The 22,417-nt window shown below is 73.4% G+C and carries 20 protein-coding genes; 4 read left to right on the forward strand and 16 right to left on the reverse strand.

Features of this window, described 5'->3' with window-relative positions:
* Positions 1 to 96: 96 nt before the first annotated feature.
* From argC to GA0070608_RS29725, 4 genes are all read right to left on the reverse strand, one after another.
* On the reverse strand, positions 97 to 1,098 hold the full coding sequence (argC, locus tag GA0070608_RS29710) for an N-acetyl-gamma-glutamyl-phosphate reductase (protein ID WP_091632813.1): 1,002 nt from the start codon (positions 1,096 to 1,098) through the stop codon (positions 97 to 99).
* Between the two features lie 411 nt (positions 1,099 to 1,509).
* Positions 1,510 to 2,535: an NAD-dependent epimerase/dehydratase family protein gene (locus GA0070608_RS29715; protein ID WP_091632816.1), complete on the reverse strand. Its 1,026-nt coding sequence runs from the start codon at positions 2,533 to 2,535 to the stop codon at positions 1,510 to 1,512.
* An 8-nt stretch (positions 2,536 to 2,543) separates the two neighbouring features.
* Complete coding sequence (locus tag GA0070608_RS29720; protein ID WP_245716022.1) at positions 2,544 to 3,338, reverse strand: glycosyltransferase family 2 protein; 795 nt, start codon at positions 3,336 to 3,338, stop codon at positions 2,544 to 2,546.
* The gene (locus GA0070608_RS29725; protein WP_091632819.1) at positions 3,335 to 4,540 is read right to left on the reverse strand and encodes a nucleotide sugar dehydrogenase; all 1,206 of its coding nucleotides are present in this window, start codon (positions 4,538 to 4,540) and stop codon (positions 3,335 to 3,337) included. The genes GA0070608_RS29720 and GA0070608_RS29725 overlap by 4 nt, the downstream gene beginning before the upstream one ends.
* Before the next feature lie 232 nt (positions 4,541 to 4,772).
* Between GA0070608_RS29725 and GA0070608_RS29730 the strand changes: the two genes are divergently transcribed.
* The gene (locus GA0070608_RS29730; protein ID WP_176733902.1) at positions 4,773 to 6,602 is read left to right on the forward strand and encodes an AfsR/SARP family transcriptional regulator; all 1,830 of its coding nucleotides are present in this window, start codon (positions 4,773 to 4,775) and stop codon (positions 6,600 to 6,602) included.
* Here GA0070608_RS29730 and GA0070608_RS29735 read toward each other — a convergent pair.
* From GA0070608_RS29735 to GA0070608_RS29790, 12 genes are all read right to left on the reverse strand, one after another.
* Positions 6,572 to 8,416, reverse strand: coding sequence for an ABC transporter ATP-binding protein (locus tag GA0070608_RS29735; protein ID WP_091632826.1), 1,845 nt, complete (start codon positions 8,414 to 8,416; stop codon positions 6,572 to 6,574). The two genes, GA0070608_RS29730 and GA0070608_RS29735, sit on opposite strands and share 31 nt — an antisense overlap.
* Positions 8,413 to 8,952 (reverse strand): TlpA family protein disulfide reductase, encoded by a 540-nt coding sequence (locus tag GA0070608_RS29740; protein WP_091632831.1) that lies wholly within the window; start codon positions 8,950 to 8,952, stop codon positions 8,413 to 8,415. Before GA0070608_RS29740 ends, GA0070608_RS29735 begins: the two co-directional genes overlap by 4 nt.
* Positions 8,953 to 8,981: 29 nt before the next feature.
* Positions 8,982 to 9,533: a MauE/DoxX family redox-associated membrane protein gene (locus GA0070608_RS29745; RefSeq protein ID WP_091632835.1), complete on the reverse strand. Its 552-nt coding sequence runs from the start codon at positions 9,531 to 9,533 to the stop codon at positions 8,982 to 8,984.
* Positions 9,534 to 9,976: 443 nt separating this feature from the next.
* Positions 9,977 to 10,447, reverse strand: coding sequence for a S26 family signal peptidase (locus GA0070608_RS29750; protein ID WP_091632838.1), 471 nt, complete (start codon positions 10,445 to 10,447; stop codon positions 9,977 to 9,979).
* 2 nt (positions 10,448 to 10,449) lie between these two features.
* Complete coding sequence (gene pheT, locus GA0070608_RS29755) at positions 10,450 to 13,029, reverse strand: phenylalanine--tRNA ligase subunit beta (RefSeq protein ID WP_091632841.1); 2,580 nt, start codon at positions 13,027 to 13,029, stop codon at positions 10,450 to 10,452.
* 40 nt (positions 13,030 to 13,069) lie between these two features.
* A complete protein-coding gene (pheS, locus tag GA0070608_RS29760) occupies positions 13,070 to 14,161 on the reverse strand; it encodes a phenylalanine--tRNA ligase subunit alpha (RefSeq protein WP_091632846.1) in 1,092 nt (363 codons plus the stop codon).
* Positions 14,162 to 14,328: 167 nt separating this feature from the next.
* Complete coding sequence (locus tag GA0070608_RS29765; RefSeq protein WP_091632850.1) at positions 14,329 to 15,222, reverse strand: TrmH family RNA methyltransferase; 894 nt, start codon at positions 15,220 to 15,222, stop codon at positions 14,329 to 14,331.
* Positions 15,223 to 15,254: 32 nt separating this feature from the next.
* Positions 15,255 to 15,647, reverse strand: a complete 393-nt coding sequence (gene rplT / locus GA0070608_RS29770; protein ID WP_088947486.1) for a 50S ribosomal protein L20 — start codon at positions 15,645 to 15,647, stop codon at positions 15,255 to 15,257.
* A 31-nt stretch (positions 15,648 to 15,678) separates the two neighbouring features.
* Positions 15,679 to 15,873, reverse strand: coding sequence for a 50S ribosomal protein L35 (rpmI, locus tag GA0070608_RS29775; protein ID WP_007458415.1), 195 nt, complete (start codon positions 15,871 to 15,873; stop codon positions 15,679 to 15,681).
* A gap of 19 nt (positions 15,874 to 15,892) precedes the next feature.
* Positions 15,893 to 16,519 carry a translation initiation factor IF-3 gene (infC, locus tag GA0070608_RS29780; RefSeq protein ID WP_091632855.1) on the reverse strand — a complete coding sequence of 209 codons (627 nt, stop codon included), beginning with the start codon at positions 16,517 to 16,519 and terminating at the stop codon, positions 15,893 to 15,895.
* Positions 16,520 to 16,856: 337 nt separating this feature from the next.
* A complete protein-coding gene (locus GA0070608_RS29785; RefSeq protein ID WP_091632860.1) occupies positions 16,857 to 17,330 on the reverse strand; it encodes a PH domain-containing protein in 474 nt (157 codons plus the stop codon).
* Positions 17,331 to 17,399: 69 nt separating this feature from the next.
* Complete coding sequence (locus tag GA0070608_RS29790) at positions 17,400 to 18,290, reverse strand: Crp/Fnr family transcriptional regulator (protein ID WP_245716023.1); 891 nt, start codon at positions 18,288 to 18,290, stop codon at positions 17,400 to 17,402.
* Between the two features lie 214 nt (positions 18,291 to 18,504).
* On the opposite strand from GA0070608_RS29790, the gene GA0070608_RS29795 reads away from it, so the two are divergent.
* The 3 genes from GA0070608_RS29795 to GA0070608_RS29805 are packed head-to-tail and all read left to right on the forward strand — an operon-like array spanning position 18,505 to position 22,399.
* Positions 18,505 to 19,296, forward strand: a complete 792-nt coding sequence (locus GA0070608_RS29795; protein ID WP_245716162.1) for a hypothetical protein — start codon at positions 18,505 to 18,507, stop codon at positions 19,294 to 19,296.
* The gene (locus GA0070608_RS29800) at positions 19,293 to 21,572 is read left to right on the forward strand and encodes a hypothetical protein (RefSeq protein ID WP_091632866.1); all 2,280 of its coding nucleotides are present in this window, start codon (positions 19,293 to 19,295) and stop codon (positions 21,570 to 21,572) included. Before GA0070608_RS29795 ends, GA0070608_RS29800 begins: the two co-directional genes overlap by 4 nt.
* Entirely contained in the window at positions 21,569 to 22,399 is an 831-nt protein-coding gene (locus tag GA0070608_RS29805; RefSeq protein ID WP_245716024.1) for a hypothetical protein, read from the forward strand. Before GA0070608_RS29800 ends, GA0070608_RS29805 begins: the two co-directional genes overlap by 4 nt.
* Positions 22,400 to 22,417: the final 18 nt, after the last annotated feature.

Below are 22,417 nucleotides of genomic sequence, written 5' to 3' on the forward strand. Positions count from 1 at the left end.
CGACTGCGGGACTCCACTGCGCTGCACTCCTCGCGCTCACCGATCCTGCTCCTTCGTTCGCGACTGCGGGGCTCCGCTGCGCTGCGCTCCTCGCGCTCACGGTGCGATCCCCCAGACGGACAGGCCCGTCGTCTCCGGAAGGCCGTACATGAGGTTGGCGTTCTGCACGGCCTGGCCGGCGGCGCCCTTGCCGAGGTTGTCCAGCGCGCTGAGCACGATCATCCGGCGCGAGTCGACGTCGACCGTGGCCTGTAGGTGACACGAGTTGGAGCCGAGGGTGGCGGCGGTGTGCGGCCAGGCCCCCTCCGGCAGGACGTGCACGAAGGGCGAGTCCGCGTACGCCTCGGCGAGCACCGCCCGCGGGTCGACGCCCCGGGCCGGCACGGCGGTCACAGTGGCGAGGATGCCCCGGGGCATCGGTGCGAGCACCGGCGTGAGCGACAGGCCGGTCGCGCCGGTGGCCTGCTTGATCTCCGGGACGTGCTGGTGGGTGCCCACGCGGTAGGGCGACAGGTCTCCCATCACCTCGCTGCCGAGCAGGTGCGGCTTGGCCGCCTTGCCGGCGCCGGAGGTGCCGGAGGCGGCGACGACCACCACGTCGGCCGGGGAGGCGGCGCCGGCGGCGATCAGCGGGGCGAGGGCCAGGATGATCGCGGCGGCGTAGCAGCCGGTGCTCGCCACCCGGGTGGCGCCGGCGATCAGCTCCCGCTGGCCGGGCAGTTCGGGCAGGCCGTAGGTCCACGGGCCGGCGTGCGTGCCGCCGTAGTAGTTGGCCCAGGCGTACGGGTCGGCGAGGCGGTGGTCGGCGCCGAGGTCGACGACGCGGACCTCAGGCGAAAGCTGGGCTGCCAGCGCCGCCGACTGGCCGTGCGGCAGGGCCAGGAAGACCAGGTCCGCGTCTGCCAGCGTCGCCGCGTCCGTCTCGCCGAGGACCATGTCCAGGCCGGCCAGCTGCGGATGTACGACGTCGAGCCGGTGCCCGGCCTGGCTGTGCGCGGTGGCGGCGACCAGGTCGAACTCCGGGTGCCCGGCGACCAGGCGGATCAGCTCGCCCCCGGCGTAACCGCTCGCCCCGGCGACCGCGACTCGGATACTCATTCCCACCTCCGCATGACTATGCAGCGAAGGCTAACAAACGAAGATCCCCTTCTGCAAGTTCATACAGCAACCCGCATGACCATGACCCCACCCCCTTCACCCCCCTTCACCCCGCCCCATGCCCACGCCCGCCCCACGCCCACGCCCACGCCCGCACCATGCTCCACGTGCGCCGATCTTGCAGCTTGCGCCCCCGATATGCGACGGAACACCCCATTCGCCCGGGCAGAAAGTGCAAGATCGGCGCGGGAGAGGGCGGGGAACGGCGCGGGAGAGGGCGGGGAACGGCGCGGGAGAGGGCGGGGGACGGCGCGGAGGGGCGGGGTGGACGGCGCGGAGGGGCGGGTGGGGGGACGCGTGGGTTGGAGTGGGGCGGGGTGGGGGGACGCGGGGTGGGAGGGGCGGGGGCGGTCAGAGGCGGCCCTCCTGGACTGCCCGGGTCACCCACGGGATCACCTCGTCGAGCATCTCGTCCAGCGAGGTGGTCGCGGTGAAGCCGAGCACCTCCCGGGACTTGGTCACGTCCGGCACCCGCTTCTGCACGTCGTACTGGTAGGGATCGTCGGAGACGTACCGGAACGGCACGTCCGGTCCCTTGATCTTGCGCCAGATCAGCTCGGCCAGCTCCAGCACCGTGGTCGACTCGGCCGTGGAGAGGTTGAAGTCCTCGTTGTGCGCCGCCGGATGCTCGATCGCCGTGGCGATGCCCCGGGCCAGGTCGCCGCCGTAGGTGTAGTGGCGGACCTGGTTGCCCTCACCCAGGATGTGCAGCGGGTCCTGCCCCTTCACGATCTTCTGCACCAGGTCGGGCACGACGTGCGACATGGCCAGCTTGACGTTGCCGGAGAGCACCTCGGCCTGGCCCAGCGCACGCCCCTCCCCGATGCCGACGCAGTTGAACGGCCGCACGATCGTGTACGGGATCTGGTACTGCTCCCAGGCCGCCCGGGCGTAGTACTCCACGGCCAGCTTCTGGAACCCGTACGACGACAGCGGCGGCGGGATGCGGCGCTCGTCGCCCTCCTGGCTCGGCCAGTGCCCGGTGGACTCGAAGACCATCGAGGAGGAGAGGTAGGTGACCTTCACCAGTCGGCCGTCCCGGTGGGCGCGGATCGCCGCGTCGCAACTGGCCGCCATGATCCGCTCGTTGGTGGCGAGCAGGTCGTAGGCGTACGCGTGGAAGTAGGAGATGCCGCCGATCATCGCCGCTCCGGCGACCAGGTGGTCGCAGCCGTCGAGCAGCTCGGTGAGCAGGTCCGCGTCCCGGGCGTCGCCCTCGACGAACCGGAACCGGGGGTGCTCGTCATAGCTGTGGGTGACCGGGCCGTACTTGGAGAAGTCGTCGATGCCGACGACCTCGTGACCCCGGTCCAGCAACTCGGAGACGAGGTAGCCGCCGATGAAGCCGGCCGAACCAGTTACCAGGACCTTCGCCACGTGCGCTCCTATGCGGTCTTCTCGAACTTGGTGCTGCCCTGCGGGTCGCGCTGGCCGGGTACGACCCCGGTCGGGGCGGCACGCCCGGCCAGCTTCTCCCGACTCAGCCGTCGACCGTATGCGAAGAAATACCAGCGCAGGTAGCCGGGCAGGAAACGACCCAGGTCGAAGTGGGACTCCCCCAGCGGCCGGTCCAGCCAGATCGTGGGGATCTCGGCCACCGGCAGCCGCAGCCGGGTCGCCTTCGCGGTCAACTCCAGCCCGATCTCGAAGCCGGTCCGCGACTCGATCCCCACCTCGCGGACGAACGTGGTGTCGTACGCCTTGAAGCTGTTGGTGGCGTCGCGGGTGCCGACCCGGGCGAGGGTGTAGAGGCTGCGCCCCGCCCAGCGCGACATCATCCGCTTCAGCCGGGGCCCGCCGACCTGCTGGCCGCCGGGCATGTAACGGGACGCGGCGGCCACCACCACCCCCCGGTCGACCAGCCGGGCCAGCTCGTCGATCTGGCGGGGGTCGTCACAGCCGTCGGCCATGGTCACCACCACGACCGGGGCGAGCGCCGCGTCGATGCCGAACCGGATCGCGTTGGCCGGACCGCGGCCGTAGGTGTTGAGCACCGCCCGTACCCGCGGATCGGTGCGGGCGACCTCCTCGACGTACGGCACGGTGGTGTCCTCGGGCATGTCGTGCACGACCAGCACCTCGGCGGGCAGCAGCATCTCCCGGAGCATCCGCTCCAGGCAGCGCAGGATCGCCTCGCCCTCGTCGTAGACCGGGACGATCACCGATACCCGGGGCCTCACACCCGCACCCCCTGCCCGGTCAGGCCCCACATGTCGATCACCGGCTTGTCGGTCTCCAGGCGGGCGTACTGCTCGTGCGGGGCGGCGATGACCAGCAGGTCGGCCCGGCGCAGCACCTCATCCAGGTCGACGAACCGGTCGTCGACCACGTGGGGGTCCGTGCAGAGCGTCTCGCGGGTCTTCAGCGCCAGGATCTTGCGCAGCTTGTACGCCAGGCTCTCCCGGGGATCGTCGCTGCCGCCCTTGAAGGCCATGCCGAGGATGCCCACGGTCAGCTCGGACAGGTCGAAGCGCTCCTCCAGGCGGGACACCAGGTAGAGCGGCAGCCCTTCGTTGATCAGCATGGCGGAGTGGCCGAGCACGAAGTTGTTCCGGTTGAACGCGGCCAGCTGCATGGTGTCCTTGAACAGGCACGGCCCGGCCGCGAACCCGGGCATCGGCAGGTCCGCCGCGCGCGGGTAGTCGTACGCCACGGCGTGCCGGATCCGGGCGAAGTCCAGCCCGAAGTCGTTGGCCATCATCCAGAACTGGTTGGCGGTGGCGAACTTGATGTAGCGCCACGTGTTGGTGAACAGCTTCGCCAGCTCGGCCTCCTCCGGTTCGAGCGGCACGATCTGCTCGGTGAGGTGCCGGAACAGCTTCTCCGCCCGGGCCAGCGCCCCCGGCGTACGGGCGGCGACGATCTGCGGCAGCGCGAACAGCTCCGTCATCGCCCGCCCCTCGGCGATCCGCTCCGGGCAGAACGCCACGTCGGCGCGGATGCCCTTGCCGGCGAGCAGCTTCTCGGTCAGCGCGGTGACCCCGGGGTAGACGGTGCTGCGCAGCACGACGAGCTGCCCGTCGCGCAGATGCTCGGCGCAGCGCTCCAGGGCCCGGGGCACCGCGCCCAGGTCCGGATTGAGGTGCTCGTCGACCGGGGTGCCGACCACCACGACGAGGTGCTCGGAGACGCCGACGCTCGCCGGGTCGGTGGTGGCCCGCAGCCGGCCGGCGGCGACCGCCTCCGCGAGCGCCTCGGCCGCGCCGGGTTCGGCGAAGGGCAGGGTGGCCGCGTTGACCGTGGCGACCGCGTCGGCGTTGATGTCGTACAGCAGCACGGACAGGCCGCGCGAGGCGAAGGCGATGCCCAGCGGCAGCCCCACCCGGCCGCAGCCGCCCACGATGCAGACATCCACGGTGGTGAACGGCGGATCCTCGGACATGACTGGACTCCCGTGGGGGTGGCGGGGTGTGACTCCGACTACATCCGGAATCCAAGCAGGTTAACCGCTCGGATGTGACTCGCGGGTAGCCAAAAATGCCGACGGCGCTGACCTTTCAGCCGATACTCGGCTCAGCCATTCCCACTTCACCGTAATTGCATCGACTGACATGATTGGCCGGCGATGGTGTGGGGCCGGGAGACCGGCCCGCGGGGGCACAGCGGAGGTCGCATTGGAGCTGACGTTCCGGATTCTCGGCCCGGTCCGGGTCTGCCGCGACGGTGGGCCGCTGCGCCTGCCCCCGGGGCGCCCCACCGCCATGCTGGTCACCCTGCTGCTGCACGCCGGCGTCGCGGTGCCGGTCGAGCGGCTGCGCGAGGAGCTCTGGGCCGGGCCCGCCCCCGCGTCGGCGGTGGCGAACCTGCGCAGCCACGCCAGTCAGCTGCGCCACCTGCTCGCCGCGCCCGACGAGCCGGCCCGACTGCACGCCCAGCACGGTGGCTACCGGCTCCGGGTGGGCCCCGGTGAACTGGACGCGGCCGAGTTCGAGCGGCTGGCCGCCGAGGGCCACGCGGCCCGGGCCGCCGGTCAGCCGGCCGTCGCGGCGCCGCTGCTGGCACGGGCACTGGCCCTCTGGTCGGCAGCGGACCCGCCACCGGCGTACGGGCCGGCGACCGCCACCGCGTTCGACCGGCTGCGCGAGCGCCGCACCGCCGCCCGGGAGGCGTACGCCGCCTGCCGGCTCGACCTCGGCGACCGGGGCAGTCCGGAACTGCTGGCCCTGCTGCACGGGCACCTGGCGGAGAACCCGCTGCGGGAGCCCGGTTGGGCACTGCTGATGACCGCCCAGTCCCGGGCCGGAGACCCGGCCGCCGCCCTGGAGACGTACCGGGCCGCGTCCCGGGCCCTCGCCAGGGAACTGGGGATCGCCCCCGGCCCCGAGCTGACCGGGTTGTACCGCGCCCTCCCGCGACGCGATCTCCGCCCACAGCCGTCCGCGGGCCGACCGGCCGTGCACGCCCGGGACCGCCCCGCCCGGGTCCGGCCCGTGCTGGTGCCGCACGAGCTCCCCTGCGCCGCCGCGCCCTTCGTCGGCCGGCGCGCCGAGCTGACCCGGCTGCGCACCGCGCTGACCGGTGCCCGGGAGTACCCGGTGACCGTTACCGCGTACGGCATGGCCGGCGTCGGAAAGTCGGCGCTCGGGCTGCGCGCGGCGGTCGCGGTGCTGGAGGCCTTCCCCGACGGCCAGCTCCACCTCGACCTGGGCGGATCGGTGGCCGGCACCCCGCTTCCACCGGCCGAGGTGGCGGCCCGGGTGCTCCGGTCGTTCCGGGACGCCGCCGGCGAGCCGGAGCCGGTCGGTCTCGCCGAGGCACGGGCCCGGGTACGGTCGTTGCTGTTCGGCCGGCGGGTGCTGTTGGTGCTCGACAACGCCGCCGACCCGGCGCAGGTCGACGGCCTGCTCCCGGCACGGGGCGGCTGCGCGCTGCTGGTGACCAGCCGCTGCCCGGTGCCCGACGGGGACACCCGGCCGCTGCGGGTGGACCCGTTGCCGCCCGGCGACGGGCTGGCCCTGCTGCGGGCCGCCGCCGGGGACCGCCGGGTGGACGAGGAGCCGGAGGCGGCCTCGGCGGTCGTCGCGCTCTGCGAGGGTCTGCCGCTGGCGCTGCGCACCGTGGCCCGCCGGCTGACCGAGGGGCCGCACTGGTCGATGGCGCGGCTGGCCCGGCTGCTGCGCGACGAGCGCTACCGGCTCGCGGAGACCGGACTGCGACCCCGGCTGACCGCGAGCTACCGCCGGCTCGGCCCGGCCGCGCCGCTGTTCCGCCGGCTGGGCGGCAGCAGGAGCGAGCCGATCACCGCCGAGACGGCCGCCACGCTGACCGGCCTGCCGCCGGAGGACACCGTGCGGGCGCTGGACCGGCTGGTGGCGGCGCAGCTCGCCGAGCCCACCGGGCCGGGCCACTACCGCATCGGCGAGCTGGTCCGCCTCTACGCCGCCGAGCTGGCCGCCGTCGAGCCACCACCCGGTCAGACCGGCGCGGCAGCGTCCTCCCGGTAACCACGGGCCTGGAGGGTGAAGAGCCGGGCATACCCGCCGCCCGCGGCGAGCAGCTCGTCGTGCCGGCCACACTCGGCGATCCGGCCGTCGGCCAGCACCACGATGGTGTCCGCGTCCCGGACGGCGTTGAGCCGGTGCGAGATGAGCAGGCTGGTCCGCCCCCGACGCAGCTCGCGCAGCCGGGTGTGCAGGTCGTGCTCGGCCTCGGCGTCCAGGCCGGAGCTGGGCTCGTCGAGGATGAGCAGGTCGCGGTCGGCGCGCAGGAAGCCGCGGGCCAGCGCCACCCGCTGCCACTGGCCGCCGGAGAGGACCACCCCGGCCTGTGGATCGTCCCGGTCCGGGCCGTCGAAGAAGATCCGGGTGAGCAGGGTGTCATAGCCCCGGGGCAGCGCGGTCAGGGCCTCGTCGATGCCGGCCTGCCGCGCGGCGGCCCGCAGCCGGTCCGGGTCGTCGCGGGCGTCGAGGTCGCCGAGGGCGATGTTCTCCGCGGCGGAGAGGTCGTACGGCATGAAGTCCTGGAACACCGCGCCCAGCCGCTGCCGCAGCTCCGCCGGGTCGAACTCACGCAGGTCGGTCCCGTCCCACCGGATCGTGCCGCGCTCCGGGTCGTAGAACCGGCAGAGCAGCTTGACCAGCGTGCTCTTTCCGGCGCCGTTCAGCCCGACCAGCGCGGTGGTCCCGCCGGCCGGCAGGAACAGGTCGACCCCGCGCAGCACCCAGGGATGCCGCGGCGAGTACCGGAACCAGACGTCACGCAGCTCGATGCCGTCCCGCAGCGGCGGCACCGGCCGGGCGGTGGGCGGCGCCGGCAGGTCGGGCTCGGCCCGGATGACCTGGTCGTAGTGATCGAACAGGAGCAGTGCCTGGTGGATCGCGCCGAACTGGCCGACCAGCCCGCCCAGCGCACCCTGGACCCCGGGCACGGCCGCCAGGTAGAGCACCACGTCGCCGGCGGTGAGCCGACCACCGGCGGCAGCCGTGACGGTGTAGACCACGCCCGCCCCCGCCACCCCGGCGCCGAGCAGGCCGAGCAGGCCCTGGGCCCACAGCTCGCGGCGGTCCAGCCGCTGCTCCACCCGGTGCATGCCGTGCAGTTCGTCGAGCATCCGGTCGCCGAAGAACCGGCCGAGGCCGAAGAGCCTGACCTCCTTGGCGGCCGGCACGCCCACCAGCAACTGGGCGAAGAAGAAGTCACGCCGCTGGAAGTGCTCCAGGTGCAGCACCATCGCCACCCGAGCCCGGTTGAGGCGCAGTTGCATCCAGAGTGTGGGCAACGCCGCCGCCAGCACCAGCAGACCGATGGTTGGGCTGAGCACCAGCAGGACGCCGAGGAAGCCGCTGAGCGCGAGCAGGCTCTGCACCGCGCCGAGGGCGTTGCCGGTGAGCTGGGTCGGCCCCAGGTGACCGGTCTGCTGGGCGGCCTGCAACCGGTCCTGGAACTCCGGGTCCTCCAGCCGGACCAGACCGACCAGGCGCAGCACCGCGTCGTACAACCTCCGACGCACCAGCCGGGACACCGCCCGGATGCGCTCCTTCTCCACGTACCCGCGCAGGTGGGGCAGGACGACGCCCGCCGCGGCGGTGACCGCGAGCCCGACGCCGAGCAGGGCCAGCGACGCGTCCGCGGGACGGCCGCCGGACAGGCGGTCCAGGACGAGCTTGGTCAGCGCGGCAACGAGCACCGGTGTCACCCCGGCGAGGATCGCCAGCAGCAGGTCGGCTGCGGTGCCCGTGGGGGCCGCCCGCCAGGTGATCCCCAGGGCCGCCCGGGCGTGCCGGACGGCCCGGCGGGGCGCCAGTCGGGGCCCGGTCACCGTGCTACCGGCAGGTCCAACCGGGCGATGCCGAACGCGGCCGACGCGACCACCCCGCGCTCGTCGAGCAGGCCGAACGCCGGGTAGCCCTTGACCCCGAACGCGAGCGGCAGCGCGCCGCTGCCCGGCTCGATGAAGACCGTCGCCAGCCCGGCGAACTGGGCCGCGTACGCCTCGGTCTCCCCACCCTTGCCGACCACCACGATCCAGACGTGCTCCGCTCCGCCGGGCATCGTCCGTGCCCGGTCGATCAGCAGCGGGACCTGCTCGGCGCAGTGCTCGCAGCTCGGCGTCATGAACGCCACCAGCGTCATCGGCGGCAGGTCGGCGCGGGTACGTACCTCGCCGTCCACCGTGGTGGAGACGAAGTCGCCCGGGGCGGAGCCCGCCTCCAGCATCACGGCCGGCGGCTGGGACTGCCTGTCGCTGAGCAGCTCGGTGTGCTCACGCAGCCGGCGGACCACGCCGAGCGTCAGCACCAGGTTGAGCAGGCCGAGCGCGGCGACGAGGACGACAGCGACGGTCAACAACGCCATGGGGAGCTCCTTCGGATTGCCGGGCGGGGTCAGGGGCGGCCGGCCGGGCGGGTCGCCCGGGACACGGTGGGGGCGAAGAGGGCGACCAGGTCGTCGAGGCGGACCACCACGGCGGCCAGCGGGACGGCCAGCCCGGCGGCGAGCAGCGTGGTGGCCGGCGACGGCGAGGCACCGGCGGTGGCCCCGGCGAGCAGCCCGAGCAGCGCCACCACGGCGAGGGCCAGGTTTCGCACGACGTGCCGCGGGCCGATCGGGGCGTCCGCGGCGCCGAAACAGCGGCAGGCCGGGCGGGCGCCGCGACGCAACGCGCCGACGATCGCGGCGGTGAGAACGCCGAGCAGCCCGGCGGCGATCAGCAGCCCGACGGGGACGGTGGACGGCACGGCGAGCAGGACGACCACGGCAGCCTCGGTGGCGACCGCGATCCGGGCGACCGGGGCGGTCCACCGCGCCGGCACGCCGAACTGCCCGACCGACCCCACGAACCCGGCAAAGCCCGCCCGGGTCCGCAGCTTGCCGAGCACCGCGGCGAGAAACACCAGGCCCAGCAAGATCCGCGCAGCCAGTTCCACCGCTCGCATCCGTCGGCACCTCCTCGTCACGGGGGGCCCACGCTAGGAGCGGCGGATACATCGCGGATACACCGGCGCGCGCCGGTGGTGGCGTCGGCTGTAGGCCCGGTGTACCGGGCGGCCTTAGCGTGCCGACATCTGTCGATCCCTGGTGAGAGGAGGTGAACGGATGTTCCGTCGACTGGAGCGCCTCGGCGAACGGATGCTCGGCGTGTTCGTCCCGAAGGTGACGGCCGCGGCCGGCTGTCCACCGGACCCGTGGTGTGCGGCGTGTGGCACGTGCCATCTCAAGCGGTGCAGCTACACCCCTACCTGCAAGACGACGTGCGGCTCGTGCGGGTACTACTGCAGCGCGGGAGCGAGCACGATGACCGCTCTGTGCTGATTTCCGGCACCGGTGTGCCGCGCGGCCCGGTGCCGCGCGGCACGCCACCCCCGGCGTGCCCCGAAGGTCACCCCGTGCGGGGTCTCGGCCGGACGAGCACTCCGAGCAGGTCCGACTCGGGGATGTAGCCGCACTCGCGGGAGTCGTAGCTGAACGGCGGGTTGTCGCCGAGCACCACCAGCTGCCCGGATGGCACGAGCCGCTCCGGTCGCTGCCGCAGCAGCGGCACCCGGTCGACCGGCACCGGCTCCCCCGGCACCGCGTACGCCCGCTTGATCAGCAGGCCCGGCCCGGTGTCGCCGGGCTCGGCCTGACGGCCGGCGGTCATCGCCGCCGGGGCCGCCACCACGACCACGTCGCCGGGGCGGACCCGGGCCAGCGGCACCCGCCGGGCCAGCACCCGGTCACCCGGGCGGAGCGTCGGCTCCATGCTGCGGCCCACGACGGAGACCAGCAGCAGGTGCCGGCGGGCCCAGAGCAGGCCGACGGTGGCCGACGCGAGCACGCCGGCCACCACCAACCATCCGAACGTCGGCACGCTCAGGCGCCGCGCAGGGTGGCGCCGAAGCGTTCCGCGGCGCGGGCGACCGCCGCGTCCCGGGCGGCCACCGCCTCCTCCACGGTCAGCGTCCGGTCCGGGGCCCGGAAGGTGAGCTTGTACGCCAGCGACCGGCGGCCCGCCCCGAGCTGCTCGGAGGCGTACACATCGAAGAGGCGCACCTGCTCCAGCAGCCCACCGGCGCCCTCGACGAGGGCCTGCTGCACCTGCTCCGCCGGCACCGAGGAGTCCAGCACCAGCGCCACGTCGATCAGCGCCGGGGGGAAACCGGAGACGACCGGCGCGGACGCCACCGGGGCGGCCGGCAGCGCGTCCAGGTCGAGTTCCATGGCGCTGGTCCGCCGGGGCAGCTCCAGCGCCGCCACGACCGCCGGGTGCAGCTCGCCGGCGTGCCCGACCACCGTGCCGTCGACCAGCAGCTCGGCGCACCGGCCGGGGTGCCAGGGGGCGTACTCGGCGGCCCGGACCTCGATCCGGTGTGCGGGGACGTCGGCGGCGGCGAGCACGTTCCGGCCGGCCTCCACGGCGTCCGCCCAGCCGGCCGGGCGGCCCGCACCCCACCAGCCGGCCGGCTCGACGTCGCCGGTCAGGACGACGGCGACGTGCCGGGGCTGGTCGGGTACCACCGCGTCGGCGGCGGCGAACTCCTCGTCGCTGGGTCGCCGGTCCACGCCCATCGCCGGCGGGCGGCCGGCGCCGGGACGCGGGTGGAACACCGCGCCGATCTCGTAGAGGGCGAGGTCGCGGTGGCCCCGGCCCAGGTTGCGCTTGACGATGCCGAGCAGCGGGCCGAGCAGCGTGGTGCGCAACAGCGGCTCCTCCTCCGACAGCGGGTTCGCCAGCCGCACCGCCGGCCGGCGCGGATCGTCCGCGGGCAGGCCGAGCTGGTCGGCCAGCCCGGGGGCGACGAACGGGTGCGCGAGCACCTCCACGTACCCCCGCTCGGCGAGCGACCGGGCCACGGCCCGGCGGCGGCGCTGCTGCCAGGTCAGGCCGCGGCCGGGCGGCGCGGTCGGCAGCACCGACGGCACCCGGTCGTACCCGTCGAGGCGGACCACCTCCTCGACCAGGTCGGCCGGGTCGGTCAGGTCGGGCCGCCAGGTCGGCGGGGTGACGCTGAGCGCGCCGCCGGTGCCGGCGGCCACGCCGACCTCGCCCGGGTCCTCGGCCAGCCGGTCGGCGCCCCGGGCGACCGTGCAGCCGACCTGCTCCAGCAGGGCGACCACCCGCGCCGGTGGGTAGCTCACCCCGATCCGCCGGGTCGGCAGATCCGCCGGCAGGACGACCGGGGTACGCGGCCGGACGTGGTCGATGTCGAGGATCTCGTCACCGGCCGCGCCGCCGGCGTGCTCGGTGAGCAGCCGGACCGCCCGTGCGATGGCGACCAGCGGCAGGGCCGGGTCGACGCCCCGTTCCCACCGCTTCGCCGCCTCGCTGAACAGCTTGTGCCGGCGGGCGGTGCGCCCCACCATCACCGGATCCCAGTGGGCGGCCTCGAGGAGCACGTTCGTCGTCCCGGCGACGACCTCGCTGGTCTCGCCACCCATCACGGCGGCCAGCGAGATCGGGACGCCGGCCCCCTCGCCCGCGAGGGGGTTCGGCAGCCCGGCGTCGCAGATCACCATGTCCTCGGGCGCGAGGACGCGGGTCACCCCGTCCAGGGTGGTGAGCTTCTCCCCCGCCCCGGCGCGGCGGACCACCAGCGGGCCGGCGATCCGGTCGGCGTCGAAGGCGTGCATCGGCTGGCCCAGTTCGAGCATCACGTAGTTGGTGATGTCGACCGGCAGCGAGATGCTGCGGATGCCGGCGACGGTGAGCCGCCGCTGCATCCAGCCGGGGCTCTGCACCGTCGGGTCGACGCCACGGACGAGGCGGGCGGCGAACCGGTCGCAGCCGGCCGTGTCGCGCACCTCGACCGGGTACGCCGGGGTGTCGGTGCCGCCGGGCGCGGGCGCCAGGCCCGGATCGCGGAACGGCACGCCGAGGGCGTGCGACAGCTCCCGGGCCAGGCCGCGGATGCTCATCGCGTACCCCCGGTCGGGGGTGATCTCCAGCTCGACCACGACGTCGTCGAGCCCGACGACGGGCCGTGCGTCGTCACCCGGCTTGGCCGGGGTGTCCTCGGGCAGCACGATGATGCCGTCGTGGTCGTCGCCCAGGCCCAGCTCCCTCGCCGAGCAGATCATGCCGTTGGAGTTGCGCCCGTACGTCTTACGCGCGCCGATGGCGAAGCCGCCGGGCAGCACGCCGCCGGGCAGGATCACCACGACCCGGTCGCCGGGGGCGAAGTTGCGCGCCCCGCAGACGATCTCCTGCGGCTCGCCGGTGCCGTTGGCGTCACCGACGTCGACCCGGCAGAACCGGATCGGCTTCTTGAAGCCGGTCAGCTCCTCGATCTCCCGGACCTCGCCGACCACCAGCTGACCGGTGACGGTCTCCCGCAGGTCCTCGACGGACTCGACCTCGATGCCGAGGTCGACCAGGGCCTGCTCCAGGTCGCCGGTGGGCAGGTCGGCGGGGAGGTCGACGTACTCCCGCAGCCAACTGACAGAAACTCGCATGACTTCAGACCACCGTTCCCATGACTCGTACCCGCATCGCCTACGCCCCGGCCCCGAACGCGCGGGTGAACCGCACGTCGCCCTCGGCCATGTCCCGCATGTCGCTGACCCCGTGCCGGAACATCACCGTCCGGTCGATGCCCATGCCGAACGCGAATCCGGAGTAGACCTCGGGGTCGATGCCGCAGGCGCGCAGCACCCGTGGGTTGACCATGCCGCAACCGCCCCACTCGACCCAGCGCGGGCCGTCGCGGTGCTCCGGGAACCAGACGTCGAACTCGGCGGACGGCTCGGTGAACGGGAAGTAGTGCGGCCGGAAGCGGGTCTTCGCACCCTCGCCGAACATCGCCCGGGCGAAGTGGTCGAGGGTGCCGCGCAGGTGCGCCATGGTGATCCCCCGGTCCACCACGAGGCCCTCCACCTGGTGGAAGACCGGCGCGTGGGTGGCGTCCAGCTCGTCGGTGCGGTAGACCCGCCCGGGCACGATCACGTAGATCGGCGGCTTGCGGGTCAGCATGGTGCGTGCCTGCACCGGCGAGGTGTGGGTACGCAGGACGAGGCCCGACCCCGCCGGTTCGCCATCGCCCCCACCGGTGGGGGCGATGTGGAAGGTGTCCATCAGGCCCCGCGCCGGGTGGTCGGCCGGGATGTTGAGGGCGTCGAAGTTGGTCCACTCCAGCTCGACCTCAGGGCCCTCGGCCACCTCGTAGCCCATGCCGACGAACAGGTCGTTGATCTGCTCCATCAGGGTGCTGACCGGGTGCCGGGCGCCCCGGGGCCGCCGGTCGTGGGGCAGCGTCACGTCGACGCGCTCCTCCACCAGCACCCGCTGCGCCTGCTCCCGTTCCAGGACCTCCTGGCGGGCGGCGTACCCGGCCTCGACGGCGCGGCGGGCCTCGTTGACCCGCTTGCCGGCGTCGGACTTGGCGGCCGGCGGCAGCGCGCCGATCTCACGGCGGGCCAGCGAGATCGGCGACCGGTCGCCGAGGTGCGCCGGACGCAGCGCGGACAGCGCGTCCGGGTCACCGGCCTCGGCGAACGCCTTCTCGGCGGCAGCGACGGCCTCGGCCAGGGCGGCCGGGTCGAGCAGGGCGACCTGCTTCGGATCGTACGGATCGTTGCGGTAGCTCATGACGTACGGGCACTCCCTCACGGCGGCGCCAGCCTCACTCAGGCGGCGAAGCGAGTCTACGGACGCGCGGCTGTGCCGTAGCCCGCCGGTGGGAGTTGCGCGGAGAGCAGGTCAGGCCCGCCGCCCGCCGACACCGGCGGGCTGGCTAAACGAACGCCGTGGCGCGTTCATGGGCGGAGGCTCTCCCCTGCGGTCGGTGCCTGCGACAGCCGGGTCACACCCCGGCGCTGTGCTCTCGCTGAAGCGTACAGGCAGACGGCGGCGGCCGCCGCAAGGTTAAGGCTCTCGGCGCGCCCGTGCAGGGGCACCCGGACCCGGGCGTCGGCGGCGGCGGTGAGCCTCTCGGGCAGGCCGTGCGCCTCCGAGCCGAAGAGCCAGGCGGTGGGGGTGGCGAGCCGGCCGTCGTCGCCGAGGTCGTCGAGGTCGTCCTCGCCGTAGCCGGTGGTGGCGAACACGGTGAGCCCGGCGGCGCGCAGCGCCGCGACCACACCCACCGGATCGGGCGCGCGGACCACGTCGACGTGGAAGAGGCTGCCGGCCGACGCCCGCACGCACTTGCCGTTGTACGGGTCGACGGCCTCTCCGGCGAACACCACCGCGGCGGCCCCCGCGGCGTCGGCGGTGCGCAGCACGGTGCCGGCGTTGCCCGGGTCACGGATCTCGGCGAGCACGGCCACCAGACGGGGCCCGGCGGCCAGGGCCTGCTCCAGGGGCACGTCGAGGTGCCGGCAGACGGCGACGAGGCCCTGCGGGGCGACGGTCTCGGCCAGCGCGGCGAGCGCCTCGTCGGTCACCTCGGAGACGGGCACGTCGGCGGCGGCCGCGCGGGCGGCCAGCTCGGCGTGCCGGTCCAGGGCGGCGGGCGTACCGAAGAGCTCGGTGACCACCCCCGGGCGGGCCAGGGCCTCGCGGACCGCCTGCGGCCCCTCGGCCAGGAAGCGGCCGGCGGCCTCGCGGTCCCGGCGGCGCTGCAACCGGCGGGCGGCGGCCACCCTGGGGGTACGCGGGGTGAAGGGGCCGGAGACAGCGTCGAGGCGTCTCCCGCGCGATGATGACTGCATGGGAGACGCCTCGATCTACTGGTGCGCGGGGATCAGGCGGCCTGGGCCGCCGCGCCGCCGGTGCCCTCGGCCGTGACCGCGGCCCGGGCCAGCTCGACGATCGCCGCGAAGGAGGCGGCGTCGTTGACAGCCATGTCGGCCAGGATCTTGCGGTCAACCTCGATGCCGGCCAGGCGCATGCCCTGGATCAGGCGGTTGTAGGTCATCCCGTTGGCACGGGCGCCCGCGTTGATCCGCTGGATCCACAGCTGCCGGAAGTCGCCCTTGCGGTCACGACGGTCCCGGTAGGCGTACTGCATCGAGTGCAGCACCTGCTCCTTGGCCTTGCGGTAAAGGCGGGAGCGCTGACCGCGGTAGCCGCTCGCGGATTCCAGCAGGGTACGACGCTTCTTCTGGGCGTTCACAGCCCGCTTGACGCGTGCCATCTCAACTCCTAATTACGTAAGGTGGCGCGCGTCAGCGGCCGAGCAGCTTCTTGATGCGCTTGACATCGGCCTTGGCCAGCACGACGGTGCCGGTCAGCCGACGGGTCTGGGTGGAGGGCTTCTTCTCCAGGTTGTGCCGGAGGCCGGCCTGCTGGGCAACGATCTTGCCCTTGCCGGTCACCTTGACCCGCTTGCCCATCCCCGTGTGGCTCTTCATCTTCGGCATGTGGAACGTCTCTCCCCTGTTACTCGCCGCTGTTGTCGGCGACTGTGCCGGTGTCAACGGCCGCTGCGGGCTCGCCGTCCGGGGCGACGCCCTCGGCGTCCCGCTCCCTCGGCCCGCCCCGGGTGGCCGTCGCGGCGACCGCGGCGGCCTTCGTGGCGCGGTGCGGCGCGAGCACCATGATCATGTTTCGACCGTCCTGCTTGGGAGCGGCCTCGACGTACCCCAGCTCCGAGATCTCCGACTCGAGCCGGCGCAGGAGCCGGTAACCCAGCTCCGGGCGGCTCTGCTCGCGACCGCGGAACATGATCGTCACCTTGACCTTGTCGCCGGCCTTCAGGAACCGCACCACGTGACCCTTCTTGGTCTCGTAGTCGTGCGGGTCGATCTTCGGCCGGAGCTTCATCTCCTTGATGACGGTCTGTTGCTGGTTACGCCGCGCTTCGCGCGCCTTGAGTGCGCTCTCGTACTTGAACTTGCCGAAGTCCATGAGCTTGCACACCGGCGGGCGCGCCATCGGCGCAACCTCGACCAGGTCCAGGTCTACGTCCGCGGCCAGCTGAAGGGCGCGCTCCAGCGGGACGATGCCCACCTGCTCACCCTCGGGGCCGACCAGTCGGACCTCACGTGCCCGGATCTGCTCGTTCACGCGTGGTTCGACGCTGATGGGGCCTCCTCGAGTCAAAGTCTCTGCGTGGCCGACCCCTGCGGCTCCCGGGTGGGAGCCGACCCGGAAAGCAGAAGGCCCCGGCGCATGCCAGGGCCCGCTCGACCGGTCAGCACGATCACATGATCGCGCATCCGGCGCCGGGACGTGCCCGGAACCGGTGACCGGACCCGGCCACCGTGATGGCGACTCGGGTGGGAGCAGGCGCTCCTCTTTCATGGCTGTGTGCCCGCGTGCGACTGCGCACACGCGAAGACAGCCTGGTCGACTCAGTCACACTACACCCCTCGCCCGAGCACCCCCAAACCGGGCACCCTGCTCAGCGGCCGGTGGCGCTCTCGGCGAGCCGGGCCTGGTGCGCCTGGTGCAGCCGGCGCAGGGCGCGGACCCCCTCGACGGCCAGTTCCTTGTCGGCGGCCTGCAGGGCGACCATCGGCAGCAGGTCGTCGTCGTGCAGCTCCAGGCTGGCCCAGGGCGCACCCCGATCGAAGCGGACCCCCCGTACGACCTCCCACGGCAGCTCGTACGAGCCGACGACGTTGCGCACCCGCACCCCGCGCGCGTCCGCCTCGACCCGGGGGCGGGTGAAGATCAGGAAGGCGAGCGCCCCGAGGACGCCGAGACCGACCATCGCGATCTGGTCACCGCGCTGGAAGCTGCCGTAGCCGTTGCCGGTCGCGCCGCTCAGCGAGGTGGCCACCAGGCTGAACACCACGAACAGCACAGCCGCCGAGATCCAGCAGACCACCCGGATGCGGTGCGGACGGAGCTGGACGGACTCGATTTCGCTCACCCCACCAGTCTGCCACCCGCTCCGGGCCGTTCCCGCGCCGCCACACGTTTCCGACACCGGCACGCCCCGTCAGCCGTCCTCGGCCTCCAGCTCGCCCAGTTGCCGCAGGCGGGGCAGGTCGCGAACGGTGATCCGGCGATAGTCCGTGTCGACCAGACTCTCCGTGCGCAACTCACGGAGGGCCTTCTGGATGGAGGTCTCGGCGGCGCCGCAGATGCTCGCAAGCTCGGGCTGCGTGAGCCGCACGTCGATGACGACGCCGTCGCGGCCCTGGCGGCCGTGGGTGCGACAGAGTTCGGCGACGACCCGGGCGACCCTGATCATCACCGGGTACGAGGTGAAGTCGATGCGTCGCCGGTTGGACCAGCGCAGCCGGTCCGACACCATCGCCGCCAACTCCAGGGCGGCGTCCGGGTACTCCTTGAGGAACGCCTTGAACCGGTCGGGCTGGATGACCCGGTAAGTCGCTGGCCCGCAGGTGGTGACACTTGCCGAGCGGGGCCGGTCGTTGAGGGCCGACATCTCGCCGACGAGGTCACCGCCGACGCGCAGGGCCAGCAGCGCGGACCGCCCGTCCGGGAGAGTCGCGGTGACCTTCGTCAGCCCCTCCTCCAGCAGCACCAGGTGCGACTCCCGTACGCCCTCGTGGATGACGATCTGTCCGGGCGGGACCCGCCGGCGGACGCCCAACTCCAGCAGGGCGATCCGGACCGGAGGGCCGAGCCGTTGCAGGAACGTGCCGTAGGGCCAGGTGACGTCGGACAGCTCGGCTGGTCCTCGCATCAGCGGTCTCATCCTCCTCGGCCAGCGACAGCCGTCGAAGCGTAGCCGGCCCTGCGCGTAACGCGATGTCCGCAGACGCCGGGCGGCAGCGACCGCGAGTTGGACGATCACCAACGCCAGCAGGACGCCCGGCGGCCAGCCGACCGCGAGCAGCAGCTCCATCAGACCGATCCTCATGCGACCAGGACACCGCCTGACCGCGCGCCGGAGACCCGCACAGGAGGGGATGACGCCCTGACGACAGTTCCGGCGATGCCGTACTTCTACGGGGTTCCGCAGAGCCTGCCTCGGTTCGATGTCTCCTGCGGTGCCCGCCTGTGGGGCGGGTCGGGCGAGGAAGGGCGGCACGACGATGCGACATCCCGAGCGACGACTGTTGATATCCGTGGACATGGAGCGGTACAGCCGGCGCACCAACCTCCAGCAGTACGAGGCGCAGCAGCACTTCCGAGAACTGCTGCACGAGGCCGCCGGCGACGTCGGTCTGAACCGGGTCGCCTGGACGACGCAGCAGGCCGGGGACGGCGAGCTGGCGATCCTTCCCCAGGACGTGGCCGAGTCCCGCGTCATCGGCCGGTTCGTACCGGAGCTGAACAGGCGGCTGCGCAGCTACAACAGCAGCCGGGTGCCAGCCGCCCAGATCCGCCTGCGGGTCGCTGTCCACCAGGGACTCGTCCACCTCGACGGGGCCAACGGCTTCCCCGGCAACGCCGTCGTCTTCGTCTGCCGGCTGTGCGAGGCGAAACCCGTCAAGCGCGCCCTGGCGGCCTTTCCCGACGCCGGGGTGGCACTGATCGTGTCGGCGGAGATCTACCGCGACGTCGTCACCGAGTACCCGGAGGAGATGCGTCCGGAGCGGTTCCGGCGGGTCGAGGTCGTCCATCCGGACAAGGGGTTCCAGGAAGACGCGTGGCTCTGCGTCGTGGACGAGGACATGTCCGCCCCGTCGGCGGCGGAGAACTCGACGCCGACGCCGCCCGCACCACGAAACATGGGGCCCGGTGCGGACCACCGACAGGAGGCGTCGGACTCTCCGTCGACCCGGACACCGCGCACGGGCGGCATCCGGACGGGCGACATCCGGGTCGACGGCCAGAACGCGATCGGGCCCGGCGCCACGGCGATCGGCTCCGTCGGCCGCGATCTGACCTTCGGCGGCGGACGGGAGGGCCGGGCACGGTGACTGCACCCGACTTCCCGTACCCGCACGGCGTCGGCGACGACGGCGCAGGCGACCCGGACGGGCACCGGGACGTCCCCGGCGACGACGGGTACGACCGTCCCGAGGAGGGCCCGGCGGCGACAGGCCCCGACCAGGGTCCACCGGACAGACCGGTGGACCCGGCAGAGTCGTCGGACGGCGGCGAGGCGGACGAGCCGGAGGAGCCGCTCGACTCGGGAGATGTGATCCGCAGGCTGGCCGATCTGCTCGGCGGTGCCACGATCGGCCTCGGCGACGTGCGTGTACGGGGGCAGAACGCCACCGGTCACGGCGCCGTCGCGATCGGCACCGTCAATGTCACCACTGCAGGAACCGACGGCACGGGGCGGATCTGGTACGAGCGTCTGAGCGAGACCGACGTCCGGGAACTGGCGCAGGGGTACGCGCCGACGTCGAGCGACCAGCAACTCGACCGTCACCTCAAGCGCCGCCACCTGGTGTGCCTGTCCGGCCCATCCTCAAGTGGCCGGTTCACCTCCGCCGTCCTCGCCACCGTCCGCAGGCACGGGCACGACCGCGCCTGCGTCCTGGGCGCGGAACAGCCCGACGACCTGCTCGGACCGAGCGAACGGTTGCCCGGCGGACGCGGGTACGTGCTCCGGCTCGCGGATACCGCGGCGAACGCCGTCGACGGGTTCACCCTGGTGGCGCTCGCGGCTCGGGCCGAGGCGACCGGTATGACGCTGATCCTGGTGGGCGATTTCTCCCGGCGCCGTCAGGATCTCGCCGGCCACGTGGTGGAACATCGGGTGCCGCCCGCGGTGGAGGTGTTCAGGGCGCGACTGCGCCAGCAGCTGACGGGACGATGCGTCGGCTGGTGCCCGGACGGCTGCGACGGCATCTGTGTGGAGCGGTATCTCGACGACGGATGCGTCACCCATCCGCTGCTCTCGGCCTACCTCGCCGGCGAGCCCCGTCCGGGCGAGGTCGTGCCCGTGGTGGAGCTGATCGCCCGATCGGTTCCGCACGGCCCCGCCCTGACCGAGAGGTTGGAGCAGCTACTCCCCCGCCAGTTGCGGGAACGCGCCACGCAGATCCTCGACATCGGCCGGCACGACGGCCCGGACGGGGTCGACGGTTGGGCTGCCGACCAGGCCCGCGCGTTCCGGCTGGCCTGTGCCGTGCTGGCCGGGCAGCCGGTGGCGGAGATCCGTCAGGCGGCCGAACGCCTGGCCGGGGCCGACCTCACCGGGATTCCGTCCACCGGTCCCCGGCTGCGCGGCCCGGACCTCGACACGCTCCTCGGATCGACGCTGCGCCAGGCCGTCGTCGTGGTCAGCGACGAACGCGCCGCGGGTGGTCAGCGGATCGAATTCGGCACCGGCAGCGAGCAACTCCGGTCGACGTTGCTGGAGGTCGCCTGGACGGACTGGTGGCTGCCCGGACAGCTGCTCGGCTGGCTGGCGGACCTGGTCCGCTCCGACGTGCCGGGAGTCCGGCAGGCCGCCGCGGGCGCCATCGGCTGGTCGGCCGGACGGGACGTGCGGGCAGCCCTGGAGACGGTCGGCGACCTGGCCCGGGAACGGCGGGCGGGCGTCCGACAGGCCGCCGCCATCGTGCTGGTCGCGATGGCGATGCAACCCGGCCTGCGACAGCGCGTGCGGACCGAACTCGACCAGTGGGCGGCAGGGCCGGCGGCGCACCTACGGGACACCGTCGCCCGGGCGTACGGCCTCGGACTGGCCCGCCTCTGGCCCGACGCCGCCCTGACGCAACTGCGTCTGGTGGCGCAGGCCCGCATGCAGCGGCGGAACAACTCCGTGGTCCGGGGCCTGGTCGAGGTCTACCGGGACGGTCACGCGGCCACGCTCGTGCCGGAGCTGGTCGACTGGACCGCGTCCGAGGACCCGGAGGTGCGGCTGCACGCGGCGCGGACGCTGCGCGTCCTCGCCGACCGGTGGGCGGAGCCGCCCAGGGAGCACTGGCCGGAGCTGCTGGATCTCGTCCGGCGGCGGATTGTCGGGCCGGGCGACGTCGCCGCGCTGTGGGCCGCGGCGCTGGGCATGCCGCAGACGGCCTACCGATCGTGGCGGACGCTCGGCTTCTGGCTGAACCGGGCGGACGGCGACCCCGAGGTCGCGGCCCACTGCCTGGCCCTGCTCCGGCACGTGATCGCCGGTCGGCCGCCGCTGTGCCACCGCCTCGACCACCAGATCCGCCACGTCTGGCGGCCCATCATGCCGCGCAACGACCTGCTCGACGCCGTACACGCACTCATCGACGAGGACCTGTCATGACCACTCACCCCACCGGGCCTCCCACCACGGGAGCGTCCGTGCCGTCACAGCCGGAGCGCCGCCGCTGGTGGCACGCCTTCCTCCCGCCGGCCGAACCGGTCACCCTCTTCCCGCCGCCGGCGCCACCGGTCCCCAGCACGGTGACGTTCCGGCACGACGTGCCGCAGCCGATCCTGGTCCCGGCGTGGGGAGACGCCTTCGACTTCCGCCTGCACGCCGTCTACACCTGGACCGCGCAGAACATGGCCTACGAGGAGCTGCGGCTGCGGGCCGAGCGGCATCTCGCCTGGGCGGGCGGCATCGTCCGAGATCGGGCGGTGGACCTGGCCCGGCAGTACGAGCCGCACCGCTCACACGACCTGGAGCGGGCGCTGAACGACCGGCTGACCGGTCAGCGCTGGCCCCGGGAGGGTTCCCAGCCGCACTTCTGGGTGCAGGTGCGGGTCAGCCCGGACGAGCGGGTGCGGGAGCGGCTACGGCCGTACTGGGAGGAACGGATCAAGCTCGAATGCGACCACGAGCTGCAGAAGATCAGGGCCCAGCAGGCGGACGAGTTGACGCGCCGGTGGTGCACCGTGCTGCAGAGCCTCGAGGACGATCCGGTGACCGCGCACGCGGCCCGGCTGACCGGTGAGCAGTTCGCCGAGGTCTTCCGTCGCTATGTGCAGGAGCGTCGGGAGACGGTGCCGGACCTGGTGGCGCTGCTACGCGAGGCCGTACGTGGACACGGCGACCTCGGCATGGGGCCGTCGGAGTACACCGAGGCGTGGGACGCGGCGATCCGGACGTACGAGCGACGCCACGGGCTCTCCGATCGGGTGAACTGACGGCCGCGACCGTCGGAT

This window comes from Micromonospora peucetia (assembly GCF_900091625.1).
GTDB classification, from domain to species: Bacteria; Actinomycetota; Actinomycetes; order Mycobacteriales; family Micromonosporaceae; genus Micromonospora; species Micromonospora peucetia.